Annotated in this window: 18 protein-coding genes and 2 pseudogenes; 7 read left to right on the forward strand and 13 right to left on the reverse strand. The window is 49.8% G+C overall.

The window, feature by feature from the left end; all coding sequences use genetic code 11:
- Window positions 1-82: 82 nt before the first annotated feature.
- From D888_RS0118250 to D888_RS24835, 9 genes and pseudogenes are all read right to left on the reverse strand, one after another.
- Window positions 83-298 (reverse strand): zinc ribbon domain-containing protein, encoded by a 216-nt coding sequence (locus tag D888_RS0118250; protein ID WP_020678016.1) that lies wholly within the window; start codon window positions 296-298, stop codon window positions 83-85.
- 9 nt (window positions 299-307) lie between these two features.
- Window positions 308-1,015, reverse strand: coding sequence for an ABC transporter ATP-binding protein (locus tag D888_RS0118255; RefSeq protein WP_020678017.1), 708 nt, complete (start codon window positions 1,013-1,015; stop codon window positions 308-310).
- Between the two features lie 22 nt (window positions 1,016-1,037).
- Window positions 1,038-2,195, reverse strand: coding sequence for an ABC transporter permease (locus D888_RS0118260; protein WP_020678018.1), 1,158 nt, complete (start codon window positions 2,193-2,195; stop codon window positions 1,038-1,040).
- Between the two features lie 29 nt (window positions 2,196-2,224).
- Window positions 2,225-2,743, reverse strand: coding sequence for a Fe-S-containing protein (locus tag D888_RS22360; RefSeq protein WP_020678019.1), 519 nt, complete (start codon window positions 2,741-2,743; stop codon window positions 2,225-2,227).
- A gap of 59 nt (window positions 2,744-2,802) precedes the next feature.
- Window positions 2,803-3,684: a cation transporter gene (locus D888_RS23425; protein ID WP_245555024.1), complete on the reverse strand. Its 882-nt coding sequence runs from the start codon at window positions 3,682-3,684 to the stop codon at window positions 2,803-2,805.
- A 365-nt stretch (window positions 3,685-4,049) separates the two neighbouring features.
- Complete coding sequence (locus D888_RS24275) at window positions 4,050-4,193, reverse strand: hypothetical protein (protein WP_020678021.1); 144 nt, start codon at window positions 4,191-4,193, stop codon at window positions 4,050-4,052.
- A 573-nt stretch (window positions 4,194-4,766) separates the two neighbouring features.
- Window positions 4,767-6,322, reverse strand: a protein-coding gene (locus D888_RS23805; RefSeq protein WP_156827059.1) for an IS3 family transposase whose coding sequence is annotated in 2 segments (ribosomal slippage) — window positions 4,767-5,851 and window positions 5,851-6,322 — 1,557 coding nt in all. Because the reading frame shifts where the segments join, the coding sequence is not laid out codon by codon here.
- 183 nt (window positions 6,323-6,505) lie between these two features.
- Entirely contained in the window at window positions 6,506-6,838 is a 333-nt protein-coding gene (locus D888_RS22370) for a magnesium chelatase subunit ChlI family protein (RefSeq protein ID WP_245555025.1), read from the reverse strand.
- Between the two features lie 12 nt (window positions 6,839-6,850).
- Window positions 6,851-6,973, reverse strand: a pseudogene (locus D888_RS24835) (ATP-binding protein); the annotation flags it as partial.
- Between the two features lie 62 nt (window positions 6,974-7,035).
- Here D888_RS24835 and D888_RS22375 point away from each other — a divergent pair.
- The 3 genes from D888_RS22375 (at window position 7,036) to D888_RS0118305 (ending at window position 9,188) form a co-directional block, all read left to right on the forward strand.
- Window positions 7,036-7,509: a helix-turn-helix domain-containing protein gene (locus tag D888_RS22375; RefSeq protein ID WP_020678025.1), complete on the forward strand. Its 474-nt coding sequence runs from the start codon at window positions 7,036-7,038 to the stop codon at window positions 7,507-7,509.
- A gap of 91 nt (window positions 7,510-7,600) precedes the next feature.
- Complete coding sequence (locus D888_RS22380) at window positions 7,601-7,954, forward strand: helix-turn-helix domain-containing protein (protein WP_026362484.1); 354 nt, start codon at window positions 7,601-7,603, stop codon at window positions 7,952-7,954.
- Window positions 7,935-9,188 carry a type II toxin-antitoxin system HipA family toxin gene (locus D888_RS0118305; RefSeq protein WP_020678026.1) on the forward strand — a complete coding sequence of 418 codons (1,254 nt, stop codon included), beginning with the start codon at window positions 7,935-7,937 and terminating at the stop codon, window positions 9,186-9,188. Before D888_RS22380 ends, D888_RS0118305 begins: the two co-directional genes overlap by 20 nt.
- 246 nt (window positions 9,189-9,434) lie before the next feature.
- Here the strand turns inward: D888_RS0118305 and D888_RS22385 are convergent.
- Window positions 9,435-9,623: pseudogene (locus D888_RS22385) on the reverse strand (winged helix-turn-helix transcriptional regulator); the annotation flags it as partial.
- Between the two features lie 143 nt (window positions 9,624-9,766).
- On the opposite strand from D888_RS22385, the gene D888_RS0118315 reads away from it, so the two are divergent.
- The gene (locus D888_RS0118315; RefSeq protein WP_020678028.1) at window positions 9,767-10,003 is read left to right on the forward strand and encodes a thioredoxin family protein; all 237 of its coding nucleotides are present in this window, start codon (window positions 9,767-9,769) and stop codon (window positions 10,001-10,003) included.
- A 992-nt stretch (window positions 10,004-10,995) separates the two neighbouring features.
- Here the strand turns inward: D888_RS0118315 and D888_RS0118320 are convergent.
- The gene (locus D888_RS0118320; RefSeq protein ID WP_020678029.1) at window positions 10,996-11,628 is read right to left on the reverse strand and encodes a DUF6448 family protein; all 633 of its coding nucleotides are present in this window, start codon (window positions 11,626-11,628) and stop codon (window positions 10,996-10,998) included.
- 206 nt (window positions 11,629-11,834) lie between these two features.
- On the opposite strand from D888_RS0118320, the gene D888_RS22390 reads away from it, so the two are divergent.
- On the forward strand, window positions 11,835-12,377 hold the full coding sequence (locus D888_RS22390; protein ID WP_156827060.1) for an RNA polymerase sigma factor: 543 nt from the start codon (window positions 11,835-11,837) through the stop codon (window positions 12,375-12,377).
- Window positions 12,364-12,900, forward strand: a complete 537-nt coding sequence (locus D888_RS0118330) for a hypothetical protein (protein ID WP_020678031.1) — start codon at window positions 12,364-12,366, stop codon at window positions 12,898-12,900. Before D888_RS22390 ends, D888_RS0118330 begins: the two co-directional genes overlap by 14 nt.
- A gap of 102 nt (window positions 12,901-13,002) precedes the next feature.
- On the opposite strand, the gene D888_RS0118335 is transcribed toward D888_RS0118330, so the two are convergent.
- Window positions 13,003-13,479 carry a ferritin family protein gene (locus D888_RS0118335; protein WP_020678032.1) on the reverse strand — a complete coding sequence of 159 codons (477 nt, stop codon included), beginning with the start codon at window positions 13,477-13,479 and terminating at the stop codon, window positions 13,003-13,005.
- 103 nt (window positions 13,480-13,582) lie between these two features.
- A complete protein-coding gene (gene hcp, locus D888_RS0118340) occupies window positions 13,583-15,205 on the reverse strand; it encodes a hydroxylamine reductase (protein ID WP_156827144.1) in 1,623 nt (540 codons plus the stop codon).
- Window positions 15,206-15,586: 381 nt separating this feature from the next.
- Here hcp and D888_RS22395 point away from each other — a divergent pair, with 381 nt between their 5' ends.
- Window positions 15,587-16,213 carry a TetR/AcrR family transcriptional regulator gene (locus D888_RS22395; protein WP_245555026.1) on the forward strand — a complete coding sequence of 209 codons (627 nt, stop codon included), beginning with the start codon at window positions 15,587-15,589 and terminating at the stop codon, window positions 16,211-16,213.
- The last annotated feature ends 52 nt before the right edge of the window (window positions 16,214-16,265 follow it).

The following is a 16,265-nucleotide window of genomic DNA, read 5'->3' on the forward strand; positions in this document are numbered from 1 at the left end:
CAAGCCGGTCGCCGCGACCAACCACAGAAAGTAATAACGCTTTTTCATTGAACTACCCAACGGAGTTAGTGCCACAAGCGGTTCAGAAACTGTGGCTGATAAATTTGCGCTGATGACAGGATGGGCAGTTTTCACGCAACCTTTGCAGGCAATGGGGGCAGACCATCCAGTCGAGTTCAACCTCTTTAGCGCAACTGGGGCATGCTGCTGTCACTGACTCAATAATCTCAGGGGAATGCAGTTCGTCCTGAATTTTAAGCAGTAAAAAGGCCAGAATAATTAACAGCAGAATAATCATCAGTTACTCCTAACAGACTTGCGATACCACTTTTGGGGTTCGTGCGCTGTCTGATTCAATGCGGCCATCTCGCAGAACAACTGTCCGGTCAAAGTAGGCTCGATTCTCATCATTGTGAGTCACCATGATGATGGTTTGTCCTTCCGCATTCAACTGCAGAAAAAGTGACATAATCTCTTCACTGGTTGCACTATCCAGGCTGCCAGTCGGTTCGTCAGCCAAGATCAAAGGTGGGGCATTCACCAGGGCGCGTGCGATCGCGACTCGTTCCTGTTCGCCACCAGAAAGCTGACTGGGAAGATGCCCGATCCGATGACCAAGGCCGACACGTATCAGCACCTCGTTGGCCATACGGTTTTTTTCAGGCGTAGATAACTTTTTCACCGCTAACGGCAGCATAACGTTTTCAAGGGCGGTCAGGTAAGGGATGAGATTGAAGGATTGAAAGACAAACCCAAGGTATTCGCGTCGAAAATCAGCACGCTGTTCTGAGCCCAGGCCGTAAACGTCAATATCGTCGACCAAAACCTTGCCTGAGGTCGGATGGCAGAGCCCCCCCAAAATCGAAAGCAGGGTGCTCTTCCCCGAGCCTGAAGGGCCCATAATACCAAGGAAACAACCTTCCTCAACCGCCAGTTCCAGCTTATTCAGGGCGATAACGCAATCAACGTTGCTCTCAAATCTTTTTTCAAGTTTTTTCAAATGAACAAAGGGCATGTCCAGTATCCTTTTTTGGTGTTTAAAGAGCGCGTAGGGCTTCGGTCGGATCGAGACGACTGGCCTTAAGTGCCGGATAAAATGAAGCAGAGGTCCCTACCAGTAAGGCAAGAACGACTGCCCCGCCACCAAGCAAAGGGTCCCAATGCAGACTGACTTCATTCTCCGTCATCAACGGCAGGATCAAATAGGTTCCCGCCATGCCGAACACGAAGCCCAATGTCCCAGCGACCAGGCTCACGACTGTCGATTCGAAAAGAATCAAGCGCATGATATGCGAGCGTCTGAACCCTAATGCGCGAAAAATACCAATTTCTCGCGTGCGTTCATTGACAGAGCCCATCATTGTCACAAAAACAACCAGACCACCGACCAATAGGACAACCGCAGCAACAGCCAGAGAAAAATTCCGGAATTGATTCAACGCATGCATGCGTGTTTTTACAACCTGCTGGATAGCACTGACGTCGACCCCCGGTAGCACTTCACCAATCTGGGTAACCATGTCTGAAACCGGACAATCCGCGCAGAGCGCTGCAACTTCAACCAGAGATACTGTCCCCTGCTTGCCCAGTAACCGTTGAGCCGTTGCCAGTTCAGAGATCAGGATCTGATCGTCCTGTGAACCGCTGTTCGCCAAAATCCCGGTCAGGGTAAACATCTCGCCTCCCATTTCAACCTGATCGTCAATTTTGAGGCCAAGTTTTTGGGCGACTGTCGCGCCTGCAACCAGCTCATGGTTCGTTCTTAGGGCCTGGCCATTAACCGTCCACCATTTCTTGAGTTTAAATTCAATGGCGGGGTCCACTCCCATCAACATCACCCGCTGGCCATTAACCTCTATAGCCCCAAGAACCTTGGGCGCAATCGCAGCAATATTGCCTTTATTGCGAATGCTGTTGATTTTGACCAGGTCGGCCTGCCGGATCTCCTGGGGATCGAGAGAGACACCTCCCAAATTTATTCCGCCATAGCTGAGAGCGATATCATCAGTGTGCGGGGTGATGATAATATTTGCTCCGTAATTTTCCATTTTGATCTGAACATCTTCTGTCAAAGTCGTAGACAGTGAGATCATGGTGACGACTGTCGCAACACCGATCAGCAGGCCAGCCACCAGAAAAGCTAAGCGGCTTTTACGGCGGCACAGATTATTAATAGCGATGTTCTCAAGCTTCATTGCAATCCCTCGCAGGCTTCAGCAGAATTTTAAAGTCCGAAATACCAGCCACCACCTACAATGTCTGCCTTAGCGATCAAGATTTGATTGCTCTCAACCCGACGAGCCAAAGGAGCCGGATTGCAGCCGCCCTTTACCTCGTTGACAAGATCGGTCCTGAACTTTTGACCACAGTTATTACAGACCATGAAGTCACCCTCTTGCCGATAGCCTTTCTTTTCGCGATAACAGACGTCACAGGCATCAAACGCCGCACGCATCACGCCATCTACGCTCTTGACGACGAAAAATTTAATGTCACCTTTGCCAGTCGCCAACTTGAAGAAATGTGCCTGGCCGTCATCGAGATCGGAGATGGTTAAATTCACAAAACCGTTCTCAGCTTTGACCGCCGCGATCCCGTCAGATGCACCCTGCCCTAGGAGGAACCAGGCGGCAACCGCGCCAATAACCAGTACACCCAGAAGGGTGAAAATTTTCCCGGTGCTGCTCCCCTTTTTTTTGGTAAACAGTTCTTTTTTACTTTGACGATTGCGCTCTTCACTCATGATTGTCTCTCCCAATAGGTTTTTAATGTCTTAGCTGAAATGGATTTAGACTAGGTGATTCAGGATTTGCTGCCGCCACAAGATCCGCCACAGGAGGAACTTCCAGATGCTTCTGCCTGCTTGATGGCGGGGTCAAAGATAACGACATCAGTCTTTCGTAGGGTGTCGTTGTACCACTCTGAGAAACGCAACTGCTTGTCCCGATCGGTTTGGGCCCCTGCAATGACATTCAATTCAATATTACGATTGATAATCATATTCTCCTTCACTTTGGTAAAAAATTGCTCAGGGCTACCGAATCTACTCTTAATTGTTTGCTCAAAATCAGGAGTTGCGGCCTTTATACGTTCTATTTCAAGACTGACTTCCCCATCCTGGACTACGATCTTGTTAACATCTGCAGCAGCGAGCAAAACCTCTCGCTCTTTCAACTCTTTCCAGACCTGGGCCTGCAGTTGCGGACTGTCAAAGGATGATGTACTCCCGCCCAGATCTGACGTTCTGCGCAAATTGAGAGCCTGGTTGAAATCGTCTCGTGACAGCAAACGGCTACCGATGCGTGCGACATAGGCCGCACTTAATTGCTCAGTTTCACTCTGGAGCTTTTGAAAATCATCCGCACTCAGGTCCAGTCGTACAGTAGAGGGATAGCCAGCGTCAGTGACCGCCTTCACAATAGCCGCAGAACTGGTCCTGGCTGGGTCATAATTCACCTGTCCACGGCCATTGGTGACGCTGATATCAGCCGTGCCGACCCCATCGATCTTGGCAAGCGCCTGCTGAATATTGTTGACGCAGGACCCACAGCTTAAATTGGTAACATTCAGTTCCGCCATAGCGGCCGCTTTTATCGTCGGCCCACCGCTCATAAAAACAGAGGCGGCAGCGACTGCACCTCCAAGAGCTAACACAGCCAACAGGACCACCAGTTTTCTCTTCATCGGAACCTCCATGTAGTAGATAAAATTATCCCGCTTGAACATATCAGGATGCATGCCAATCGCCTGGATTTTTCTATCTATCTGGAATTGTGCGGTTTCAAGGAGTTCTTTTGTGGAAAATTTTCAAAGGTGAAAAAAATGTGTAGGATATCCACCGTTTATATAGGGAATATTCTACAAAATTGGCTCTGCAAGGGTAGGTACGGTTTCATAAAGCGCTATGGTACGGGAACAGGACAAGGCTTCATGCTCATGGGGTCGCGCTATTCAGCTTCATTCGGCGGCTCAAACTGCTTGCCTTGCCAGATTGAAATCACTTTATTAGGCACGATTGTCCCTATTTCAGCACCTTCAATGGCGGTCCCCTACATCACCGGCAGATCATTGATGATAGCAATCCGTTCAGCGGGATTGGCGCGATAAGCAATGGCTGTCAGCTTCAGAAATTGCATGCCATCCGGACGGGTTGCTTGAGGTTGAGCATGGGCCTTAACTTTTACCTTAGGCACAGGATTCTCTTGAGCCGCAACTGAATCTGCATCCGGTCGGGGGAGGGGGAAGTGGCAGATGGATCCACCAGCACCGGTTCGGGAGGTTGTATAATCGGTATGTCTGGCAGGGGATCGGAGGACGTCAGGGGCCGAGGAACGGGAATTCTCTCAACAATGGGTTGTGTGGCGACGGTTTCAACGAGATATGTCTTAGTGACGAACAATAATACGCCACTCAAAAGTAAAACAAACAGGACTAAGACGCAGGGAATCTGTGATTATTCAAGATCCAACTTCTGGAGTTTTTGATTGGGTTTCTATTCTATGATGAAACCTTGAGTGGGATGACTATTGGATGGGTTTTGGCAGGCATTCGGTATGTCCGGCAAGTTCCTTAGATTTGTTTCGCAAATTTTCTGTTGAAATCGCTTTTCATATATCCTTAGATGTTGACGGATTAGCAGACTGTGTCATAAATCACAACCTACAGAACAAAATAAGCCTCAGCCTGTGTATGCGGGCCGAGGCTTTCTCATAAGTTGGGTCAGATCACTGTCCCGGCGGGTGTCAAGGTAGTTGTCGCCTCGTTTTTTATGCCGCTATGTTCAGGCTCTCCTCGGAAGGCCTTTTTGGTGCTGGGTTGAGCACAACAATTTCAATCGGTTCCCAGTTGCGGGTCTGCCGAGTCCAGCGGTCAGGATTCTTCTGTCTCGCTAACTCGTAAACTTCTTTGCGTTTACCTAGTATGAATTTTTCCTGCCCGTAGTGCCGTTCATCCGGAGTTACGAAGCGGATCTCGCTGTGCCGATGTTCGGTGTTGTACCAGAGTACGAATTGATCAACCCATTGCTGTGCCTGTTGTACAGACGTAAAAGGGTGCGAGGGGTATTCCGGTCGATACTTCAAAGTGCGGAATAACGACTCCGAAAAAGGGTTGTCATTGCTGACGCTGGGCCGACTAAAGGAAGGCATCACACCCAAGCTCTGAAGTGTTGCCAACATCGTCGATCCCTTCATTGGACTGCCGTTATCAGAATGCAGAATCAGCCCTTCTGGGTCTATATTGTGATGGCAAATCGCATCCATGAACAAAGCAGAAGCGTTCTGGTCTCCCTCCACGGAAAAGACCGTTGCCGCCATAATCTTACGGCTCCAGACGTCGAGAATCAGGTACAGATAGAAGAATTGGCCTCTTACTGTTGATCTGAGATAGGTGATATCCCAGGACCACACTTGGCATGGGCCCGTTGCCTTTTTCTCCTTTGGCCGACGATGCTTGACTGGTCGGCAGCGTTCCCGATGTGCTAATTGACCTTCAGCTCGCAAAATGCGGTAGAAGGTCGATTCCGAAGCGATATACCGCCCTTTATCAGCCAGTCGGGGGACGATCTGCCGAGGAGATAAGTCTCGATACTCCGGCGAATTTGACACTGATAGAACCTGCTGTCGTTCTGAAGAGGACAGCTTGTTCGCTGGTGTAGTCTTTGGGCCATTGCGTCGGTCGTAGCCACCATGCTGACCTCGCCATCGTTGTACAGTCCGAGCTGTTAACCCGAGCATCCGAGCGGCTGGCTCCAATCTGGCTCCACAGTGCACCGCTTGTTCGATTAGGGCTAGCACCTTCTTCCTCGCTACGGGGTCGTGTTGTCGTCCTCGTCCCCCCAAATGTCCTGGGCTTTTTTTTTGAGAACCAGCAAGGCCGCAGCTTCTGCCAAAGCCTTGTCTTTGCGATTGAGTTCTTTTTCCAGATCCTGAATGCGTTTTCTGACGACCCGTGTTGTTGGGGCTGGCTCAAGTCCCACCAGCATCTGCTCATGCCATTGTTGCAAATGGGCTTCATGTAGGCCCCGACTGCGCAAGAAGGGACCAAGATCTTCCTCTGAAAGGGAAGTCGCTTCCAGCACAGCAGCCAATTTCTCTTCAGGACTCCAATCTTGCGGTCGTTTCATGCTGGACATCCTCTGCATGGATTTGGAGAATGAGGGCGGGTCGGGGAGAGCAGCAACATCTACGGTATCAGTTTCACCTGCCCATCGATAGAGTGTGCTTCGTGAGACGCCAATGTCCTTGGCAATAGACATTGGGCCAGGTCCGTTTGGATCTGCCATCTTCCTAACCATCAAGGCTCTGAACGCTTTGGAATACATGTGCCACCTAACTGCCCCCAATCTTGTTGAATTTAGCTAGAGGCGACAACTACCCTGACACAGGGGGGTCCTGCTTCACCTAAGGATAAATTACACAGATTCTGTTTATCAAAAATCAGGAGTTTACTTTTGACGGAAAAGTTTAAAGTAACTTCAAATTCATGAAGGGCAAAGTTTTGAGCCTCAAAAGGTTTTCCGATCCAGCCCCCGATACTGAATCGCCTCAGCCAGATGCATCTGGCCGATATTCTCTTCTCCTGCGAGATCAGCAATAGTTCGTGCCACCTTGAGAATACGGCTGTAACTGCGCGCCGACATTCCGAGTTTATCGACCACCATCTCCAGCAGTTTTTGCCCGGATTCATCAAGCGGGCAGAATTTGCGGATATGCCTAGCGGCCATAGCAGAATTCGCATGCAAGCCATAAGACGCAAGACGTTCCCGCTGGATGGCACGGGCCTTTTCCACCCTGGCACGAATGGTCGCAGAAGATTCACCATCCACTGGATCAGCCAAATCCTTATGAGGTACCCGTGGGACCTCGATATGAAGGTCGATTCTATCCAGTAATGGACCGGACAATCGCTGCCGATAACGTTGGATATCATGTGGTGCGCAAGTGCATAAGTTACTGAAATCACCAAGAAATCCGCACTTACAGAGATGTGGACCCCTTTATCAACAATTTAAAGCTTGATCAAACTGCAGGAAAAATGGAAATACCGCTTACGATTCAGCCACCTGAAGAATTTACCCGCGAACCAATCACCCTCGGAGATCACTTACGACGATGCAGAATTGAACTTGGATTGTACCAGAAAGATGTCGCTGCCAAGCTCGGCGTCACCACCCCAACGGTCTGGAACTGGGAAAACAGAGGGTCGGTTGATCTGCGATTCACTCCCAGGGTCATAGAGTTTCTCGGCTACAACCCCATCTCCCAGCCGAAGGATCTGCTGGAAAAACTGGCATGGTACAAACTGATCAACGGTCTGACCTTGGAACAACTTGGTGTCGAGATGGGACGAGATCCGGAGCAGCTGGCGGACTGGTTAAGCGGACGGCATGAACCATGTCGGCGGAACCGGGAAAAAATTGAGATCTTTTTGGCAAACTGTGCAGAGATTGTCAATCGGCAGGGTTCAGCCGACAAGAAATGTCTGAGTCGAATAGGCGCATATAATTAACTCAAATGATGAGTTGATTAATTCACGTCAAAAGCAAAACTGTAAATAAGATTGACTAATTTAGCCATATTTGTTAATTATATTTACCATTATGTCAAAAAAGACTCTCCATATTTATCCCGGCTCACTGAAGGAAGTCGAGTCTCTGGGTCTCAGACTGAAGGATGCGCGTCTGCGCAGGCGTTTCTCCATGGAGGTCGTTTGCGCCAGAGCCGATATCTCCCGGCCGACGCTCTCCAAGATTGAAAAAGGGGATCCATCGGTTGCTTTTGGTCACTATGTGCAGGTGCTACGTGTTCTTGGCCTATTGGCTGACCTGGCGCAAATTGCCAATGAAGATGTTTTGGGCCGCAGGCTGCAAGACGAGGCTCTCCCGCACAGACAAAGAGCACCTCGCAAGAAAAAACTTCCGCAGGAAGACATTGATGGCGAAGGGAAAAAATAGAAGACAGTTGTGGGTCTGGCTGGACGATCCTGCTTTCGGCCCCCTGCAGAAGATCGGCACCCTGTCGCAAGGGGATCGCGGCAGCGCCAGTTTTGCTTATGATCCTGACTGGCTCACACACGCCCATGTCTTCCCGCTCGATCCTGAGCTGGATTTGCTGCCGGGCGATTTTTATCCTAATGGCTCAAACTTCGGGGTCTTCATGGATTCCTGCCCTGATCGCTGGGGCCAACTGCTGATGAAGCGCCGGGAGGCTATTGAGGCCAGAGATGAGAAACGCTCCTCCCGAACCCTTGGCCCTTGGGAGTTTCTGCTAGGAGTGCAGGACTGCACCCGTATGGGGGCCTTACGCTACAGCCTGCCAGACAGCAATATTTTTCTCGCCGCCGAAGCCCTGTCCGCCCCTCCTGTCACCAAGATTGCCGAATTACAGTCCATTGCCTTCGAATTGACCCGAAAGAAGCTGGCCAGCCCTGACAAAATCAAAGAATGGCTGAAAGTCCTTGTCGCACCGGGAGCTTCGCTTGGCGGCGCACGTCCAAAGGCGAACCTTATCGATGATCAGGGGCACCTCTGGATCGCCAAATTCCCTTCGGCGGATGACGACTACGATGTCGCAGTCTGGGAGAAGGTCCTGCACGATCTCGCCCGCGACTGCGGGATCTCCGTCCCAGAATCCCAGCTCATGCAGCTCGGCGACGGTTACCATACTTTTCTCGTCAAGCGTTTTGATCGCGAGAGAGAGAGCCGACGCTTCTTTGCCTCGGCCATGACGCTGCTGAAGCATGTCGATACGGATGATGCCAGCTACCTGGAACTGGCGGAATTTCTGGCGACCTTCGGTGAGCCCGACCTTCTGTCCGCCGATCTTGAAGAATTGTTCACGCGGGTGGTGTTCAATGTCGCCACCGCCAACCGCGACGACCATCTGCGGAATCACGGCTTCATGCGTTCACCTGCAGGCTGGTGGTTGGCACCGGCCTACGACATGAATCCTTCTTTCAAAAAGGAGGAGCATGCCCTGGCTCTGGACATCGAGAACCGCCTGCCTGACCTGAGCGTTGTTTTAGCAACGGCTGGCTATTATCGGCTAGACAGAAAGCGCGCCAAGGCCATCATCGAAAAGGTGATTGAGATCGTTTCGGATTGGGAGCGTCGCGCCCGAAACCATGGTCTATCCCGGCAGGACTGTCTGGAGGCTGCGCACTTGTTTATGGCCGCTGGTAAAAAATAAAGGGCTGGGGTTCTCTCCCGCTACAAGGTTCCGCGGCGGCAGATACAGGATAGGGCAACGTTTCGGGTCCTGCTGTCAATGTGTCAGTCGGCATCCAAATTTGACACTCTTAGAGATGAACTCGGCGTTGAACATTGACCCACTTAACTTCTGACTTCTGACGTATTAACAAAGAGTTAAATCGTTGCCCCCCCCTCGGACCCAGCATGCCGATGCCGGGTCAAATTTGGATGCCGATCAACAGCGTAACAGGCAATAGTCGGTCAGTTTACGTAGCCGCTCAGAAAGAACTTTCTTTGAGATTCCTGCCACGTGGCGTTCCAACTCGCCCGGGCGCGAAACACCATCAGTAATAGCTTTCAAAACTGCGACAGACCACTTGCAGCCGACAACCTCTTCAAGTTGTCGGTAAACAGGCAGGTTTGATTGCAACATTTTTTTTCCTTTGATTATCGGCAATTTACACCATTTCGTTACCGGGGAACCTAAAAGTGCCTGCTTCCTTGAAGCACCAGCAGGACCTAGAATAGGGTTGTGCCTGAAGCACTGGCATCTCTCTAACTTAGGAGTATACCCTTATGAAAGCAAAAGCAATTTTCTACCACGCTGGATGCCCAGTATGTGTCGCCGCCGAACAACATGTTGCTAACGCGCTTGATACTTCGAGATACGATGTTGAAATTGTCCATCTTGGTGAAAGCAAGTCGCGGCTACAGGAAGCTGAAGTTGCGGGTGTCAAGTCTGTACCAGCTCTGGTCCTGGATGGTTCGGCATTTCACATCAATTTTGGTGCGGGAATTGATGCGTTAAGATAGCGCATTTATCACCCTGTTGCGTTGAAGGGCATCCGCCTCATCGTGGATGCCCTTTTCGCTAAGACCCTACCTATGCGACCCGCGGCATGTAATGAGTAGAGGGTCAGCTTTAGAGCATCAAGTCATTTCCAGTATTATTTGAATGCAAAAAAATGTCGTTGTTCAAATTGGTGGTCTACCTCGGCCATCCGAAACTGGAGGTATAGCTGAACAAAAGACCTTCGCTACACTCCTCGGGTTTTCGACTCTCTTAGGGGGAATCCCACACCCCTATCCAGACAATGTCATGAAAACACTGGCCTGGTACAAACAACAAGTCAACGATTTGTGTTCGAAGACCTTGGGGTTGAGAGGGGCCGTGATTCTGATCAATTGTCTGATTGGTTAGGCGGAAGACATTAAGCTTGCCGGAAGAAGCGAGAAGAACTTGAGATTTTTCTTTCAAGGACCTCATAAAAGTTGACCAGCACAAGGCCGCGATTTTTGTGCCGTGCTGAGTTAAATGACTGACCTAGTCGACGCAAGTATTGAGTTGAATGCGACCGCATTGGCTTGTTGGGGGGGAACCGAGTTACATAATGCGTACAATAAGCAATAATGATGGTACCCGGTCGATCTTGCAGGTCTGCTTTTGGCGACAATAAAGTACTCGGAGATGTCGACCGAAACGCACTTCAGTCTCAGTCTTTAGGCTCTTTTACGACTATCGTTTTAAACTCTTGATGGCGCTCTACATCCCTGAGCACAAAGGGGCATTGAAGAATGACCTGGAGACCCTGCCCCTATCGCCTCGAAGCGCTTTACAGATACATTATTTTCTATGCTGATATCCATTTCGTCTCCAAAATTTAGGTCTTCGGGTTCCCTTGCTGGATCATGGCCACTTAGCCATGATTTTCATCCTATTTTTGAAACAAACTATGGCCCACCCTTAAAATCAGGTGGACCATAGTTTATTAAATGAATGGTTGTTCGTTGTGTGCACCTGAAAGTTAATGGCCATGTTTTCCTTCAGAGGTGGCAACGGATTTAACGCGATGGGCGGTATCGGCCTTAATCAAGTTATGTAGACCTTCGACATAGTGGGTGAATACTACATAGGACTCTACAAACTCACGGCCTGCGTCAACGCTGTCATTTGCATGTTTCTGATTTTCGTAGGCCAGGGTGAAGTTCTCGCGAATACCCTTGGCCAGGGCCCCGGTCATGACCTCAATCACTTTGTCGATCGACCCTGTTGCCAAAGCCTGGTCGGTCAGTACAATCGCCGGATCAATTGAGACTCCTGGTTTCAGTCCCGTATAGGGCGCCCCTTCGCCAGCGCGATGGATACGCACCAGGGTTTCAAAAAAGTACATGTCGGCCAGTTCTTTGCCCTCGGGGCTCTGCTGGCGCAGCGCCAAAGTTTGGGCGAAGGCGGCACGAATAACCTTCTCATCACCTGCGGAGACCCACTTGAGGATCGGGGTGATATCTTTCTGGGACAAGGCGGTTCGCGCATCGGTGACAACCGGTCCATCCAGAGTATCGCAGTGAGCCAGAGCTGATTGTGGTACTGTAAAAACTAGCAGAGCAAATAGACCCAGTGTCATCAGCCGTCCTGTTTTTTTGATAGAGTTTTTCATTGTTTCCTCCTTAGGTTGTGAGCTATTGGGTTGCTTTGCCTACAGAGAACGTAACCAGAATGAATTTTGTGACAATAAAATAAAAATAAATCCAGGAGTGCCCAACTTAAAGGGAATTTAGCTACTTAACAGACATGCTAAAAAAGTGTCACAAATCTCTGTTATTGTACGTATTCAATGAATAAAGAAGGAAAGGCGACCTTTAAGTGACTGACGAGGAACTTATGCTGGCTTATGCTGATGGTGATATGGCTGCCTTTGAAGCCTTATATTTGCGCCATAAAAATCGTATTTTTGGTTTCCTGATGAAGAAACTAAAAAGCCAGCCTGACGCTGAAGAAGTTTTTCAGGCGGTTTTTACCAAGCTGCATGTCGCCAGAGGAAAATACCGGCAAGACATTCCTTTTCTGCCCTGGGCATTCACGATCACCCGCAATGCCTTGATTGACCATATCAGAAAGAGGGATGCTTACCAGAAACATGTCACTACCTCAGAATTGGCTGTGGAAACCTATGCCGGACAGTCAAGCTCAGAAACACCCAGGCGTATTGATGTAGCAGGACTTTCCAGTCTGACCGAGGACCAGCGTCAAGCCCTGGAGTTTCGTTTTAACCAGGGATTAACCTTTTCAGAGATCGCCGAACAGATGCAGACCACCGCAGACAACTCCCGACAAATCATCAGCCGGGCAATACGCAAACTGCGTAAATTGATGGCGAACAAGGAGACGGGCCGTGAATCAAGCTAAGAATGAGCACGAGATGTTTCAGGAATTTGCTGATTTTGTCGAAACCGGGCAGGTTGCCCCTGGCAAACAACTGGATGAGTCGATCCTGAGCATGATAGGAAAAGATCTCAGGCCGGCGATGTGGACAGTTTTGGGTAAATTAACCCTGGTTGAAGTAACCGCAGGGCTTGCAACGCTGACCATTTGTCCACAATTCGGCTTACGATTCGGTCAGCATAATCCGATTCTACATGCCCTGCACACCTCAACGTCACCGACTGTCTTCTATCTTTTCTGCGGTCTGTTTTTCGTCATTTTTGGTGCAATCCTGGGCGGCCTGATTTTAAACCGAGCGGAGATCCTCACTGTTGGTAACAATAAATATCCCTACTTTTTGGTATATAGCATTCTAGCGTATATCCTCCTGACAGCTCTGAGTCCGGAGGTTTTTGTCGTTAGTTCATTGATTTGGATATTAGGTGCGTTGTTGGGTAACATTTTGGGTTTTGCTGTGACCATCCGACTACGTCAAGCAACAACTTGATTGGATGAATTTATACGACAAACAACTCGCGATACTGTCGGGCAAAGCAGCTAAATCAGCCTGGGATTATAAATGGAGTGTTTATGGTTTTACTTTTCCAGTTCACCCCTCCGGCAAAAAGTGCTCCTCGTAAGTATCTTCAAGCTGCTGTAAATATTGAGTTTGGTCGTCTGCAAGAGCGGTAAAGAGTTCCGCCATTGGCGCACCACTACATTTTTCAGACATCCCACGATAAAACTGGAGTGCATCTATTGATAACTGAATTGCGTAAGCCAGGGCTTTCCGATTGTCCGATCCCGCAGTAATCTGGTGAAGGTCACAGCAACGGATAATGAGGTTCATCGTCGGGACAGGACCTTTAGCCACCTGTCCTTCAAGCCCTCCTTTGATTGCCGCCAGCTCAAGTTTCTGTTTAATACCGAGCCTGACGGTTGCAGCATCCTGAAGAATTTCTTTGGCCGCCTTGTTTTTTACAATTCTAATTGCTGCCAGGAAACCTTGGTAAATCTGGGTCTCCAGTTCGATTGCAGAATCACATGCTGCATCAAAAGTAAAACAGGCATTAGCTTGATTTGTCATATTTAGCCTCCAAGCAGATTCACAGATATCGTCTCCTCGTTTAACAGCTTAGGCTCGGTGAAAAGGTGAAGAAGGGCCACCTGTTTCCAAGTGGCCCCCGGTGTTATTTGGCTGCGAGGATCTGCTTGAGATCCTCTTCGGCGGTACCGATTGGACCGATGTTGTAATTCTCGACCAGAAAGTTGAGCACATTCGGAGTAATGAAGGCCGGCAAACTCGGGCCGATCTTGATGTTCTTGATCCCCAGGTGCAGCAGGGTCAGTAGAACCGCAACTGCTTTCTGCTCATACCAGGAGAGGATCATTGACAGCGGTAGGTCATTGACACCGCACTCGAAAGCATCGGCTAAGGCCAGGGCGACCTGAATCGCACTGTAAGTATCGTTGCACTGGCCAACGTCGAGCAGGCGCGGAATTCCGCCGATATTTCCCAGATCCATTTTATTAAAGCGGTATTTACCGCAGGCCAGAGTCAGAATAACCGTGTCCTTGGGGGCCTTTTCAGCGAACTCGGTATAGTAGTTCCGGCCAGATTTCGCCCCATCGCAACCGCCGACCAGGAAGAAATGCTTGATCGCGCCGGTCTTGACTCCTTCGATGACCTTGTCTGCGACACCGAGAATCGCGTTGTGGCCGAAACCGGTGAGAATCTCCTGGCCCGGATTGTCCTTGAAACCGGCACACTCCTGAGCCTTTTGTATCACTGCGGAAAAATCCCAGCCTTCGACATGTTTGACGTTTGGCCACTGCACCAGTCCCCAGGAAAACAGACGGTCCTTATAACTGTCCGCCGGTTTCTGGATACAGTTGGTGTTAAAGATGATGGCGCCGGGGAACTGCTGGAATTCCTTGTACTGATCCTGCCATGCGCCTCCGAAGTTACCCACAAGGTGCTCATATTTTTTCAGTCCGGGATAACCGTGCGCCGGCAGCATCTCGCCGTGGGTGTAGATGTTGATGCCGGTCCCCTCGGTTTGCTTGAGCAGCTCTTCGAGAAACTTAAGGTCGTGGCCCGAGACCAGAATCGCCTTGCCCGCCTTGGTGCCGAGCTGAACCGAAGTCGGAACCGGGTGACCGTAGGCTTCGACATGAGCCTGGTTAAGCAGTTCCATGGTGACGTAGTTGATGCGGCCAGTTTCGAGGGCGAGGTTGACGTTGGCCATCAGATCAAGACTGTCATCAAGCATGGCGGCCAGGGCCTTGTGGGTAAAGGCATAAATCTCGTCCGATTCCTTACCCAGGATCCGGGCATGATCGGCATAGGCAGCATACCCCTTCATGCCATAAACGATGATTGCACGGACGGAATGGATATCTTCGTCGACCTTAAAATCCTTAACCCCATGCAGTTCGCCGAGCTTAATTTGCTCGTCTATCGAAGTGGGCAATGTCCAGTCCTGGGCGGCGACGGGGACAACTCCACTAAGGTCGCTGCAAAGCCGTCTTGCTTTACCACGCAGGCGAACAGCTTCGGTAACAAACTTGGAGACGGCCTCGGCATCGAAGTCAACATTGGTGACAGTGGTGAACAAACCGTCGATCATGAAACGGTCGATTTCCTGATCTTTCTTTCCTTCGCCACGGGCCTTGTCGGCCCAAAAAGAAATTCCCTTTAATGCGTAGACCAGAAGATCTTGCAGCGCGGCAACGTTAGGTTGTTTGCCGCAGACTCCAACGACAGTGCAACCGGTTCCCTTGGCAGTCTGTTCGCACTGATAACAGAACATTGACATGGTATTTCTCTCCTTTTCTTTGGGGTTGAAATAAATCCGCAAGTCATACTTACAAAAAAACTAAAGATATCAATCTTTTGGTTGATTTTACAAGTTCAAACTTGACAATGTTCAGCGACACTTTTCCTTCCCATAGCCCGCCATCCCAATGACGTTCAGTAATTCAATGATCTATTGGCTATGGGGTTAACCTGCCGTCTTACGCCTCATCATTCCGGATTTTCTATCGGAACGTTCCTCCTCGCCTTGCAATGCCTTTTGCCGCAATTCCTTCAAGGAACGGCACCAATCAGAAAAAGGGACCTCATCAGGAGCGTCTGAAAACTAACGAAAGACCCCTTGCTAGTAAATGCTTGCTTACTTATAATCAATATTATGAATAATCACCTTCAAGAAAAGAGGAAGCAAGTGCGAAAGCCTACTGAGGTTCGTAAGCGCGAAATCATTGATGTCGCGATCAATATTATTGCGTTCGAAGGAGCTCGGGCTTTTACCGCCAAGAATATTGCTACCGCAGTCGGAATGACCTCGGGGGGTATTTTCAGGCACTTTGAGAGTATGGAGGCCATTGTTGTCGATGCTATAGAGAGAGTAGAAGAGATTCTCGCCAGCGATTTCCCCTCCGGCGTTGAAGACCCGATCAAACGCCTGCGGGACTTTTTTCTCCAGCGGACACGAACCATCCTGGCTCATCCAGGCATCTCTCGGTTGCTGCTCTCTGACCATTTGGAGCAAGCCGCTGGTATTGAGACTGCCAAGCGGTTGTCAAAAATCAAGATTAGGTCGCGAAAGTTCATTCACGGATGCATCCGGGAGGCGGAACAGCAGGGTTCCCTTGATTCCGTGGCCGATGTTGAAGCAGCTACTTCCATTGTGATAGGTGCCATTCTTTCGCTGTCCCATGTCAGCACGCAGGTTGCGAGTACATCAAAAAGCCATAAACCCTCTGAAGACGTGTGGGCTCTTATTGAGCGCATGCTTGAGAAGGGCAGATCTAGCTGACACCCCGCTTTTGGCAGGTTCGATGATAAAGCTAGATCATTAACCCAAAGAC

It is taken from the genome of Geopsychrobacter electrodiphilus DSM 16401, from assembly GCF_000384395.1.
Taxonomy (GTDB): domain Bacteria; phylum Desulfobacterota; class Desulfuromonadia; order Desulfuromonadales; family Geopsychrobacteraceae; genus Geopsychrobacter; species Geopsychrobacter electrodiphilus.

What these genes read in the sequence shown, in the direction of transcription:
- D888_RS0118250 (WP_020678016.1), bottom strand. Translation starts at nt 298, where the DNA reads ATGATTATTCTGCTGTTAATTATTCTGGCCTTTTTACTGCTTAAAATT.
- D888_RS0118255 (WP_020678017.1), bottom strand. Translation starts at nt 1,015, where the DNA reads ATGCCCTTTGTTCATTTGAAAAAACTTGAAAAAAGATTTGAGAGCAAC.
- D888_RS0118260 (WP_020678018.1), bottom strand. Translation starts at nt 2,195, where the DNA reads ATGAAGCTTGAGAACATCGCTATTAATAATCTGTGCCGCCGTAAAAGC.
- D888_RS22360 (WP_020678019.1), bottom strand. Translation starts at nt 2,743, where the DNA reads ATGAGTGAAGAGCGCAATCGTCAAAGTAAAAAAGAACTGTTTACCAAA.
- D888_RS23425 (WP_245555024.1), bottom strand. Translation starts at nt 3,684, where the DNA reads ATGAAGAGAAAACTGGTGGTCCTGTTGGCTGTGTTAGCTCTTGGAGGT.
- D888_RS22375 (WP_020678025.1), top strand. Translation starts at nt 7,036, where the DNA reads ATGGAAATACCGCTTACGATTCAGCCACCTGAAGAATTTACCCGCGAA.
- D888_RS22380 (WP_026362484.1), top strand. Translation starts at nt 7,601, where the DNA reads ATGTCAAAAAAGACTCTCCATATTTATCCCGGCTCACTGAAGGAAGTC.
- D888_RS0118305 (WP_020678026.1), top strand. Translation starts at nt 7,935, where the DNA reads ATGGCGAAGGGAAAAAATAGAAGACAGTTGTGGGTCTGGCTGGACGAT.
- D888_RS0118315 (WP_020678028.1), top strand. Translation starts at nt 9,767, where the DNA reads ATGAAAGCAAAAGCAATTTTCTACCACGCTGGATGCCCAGTATGTGTC.
- D888_RS0118320 (WP_020678029.1), bottom strand. Translation starts at nt 11,628, where the DNA reads ATGAAAAACTCTATCAAAAAAACAGGACGGCTGATGACACTGGGTCTA.
- D888_RS0118335 (WP_020678032.1), bottom strand. Translation starts at nt 13,479, where the DNA reads ATGACAAATCAAGCTAATGCCTGTTTTACTTTTGATGCAGCATGTGAT.
- hcp (WP_156827144.1), bottom strand. Translation starts at nt 15,205, where the DNA reads ATGTTCTGTTATCAGTGCGAACAGACTGCCAAGGGAACCGGTTGCACT.
- D888_RS22395 (WP_245555026.1), top strand. Translation starts at nt 15,587, where the DNA reads ATGAATAATCACCTTCAAGAAAAGAGGAAGCAAGTGCGAAAGCCTACT.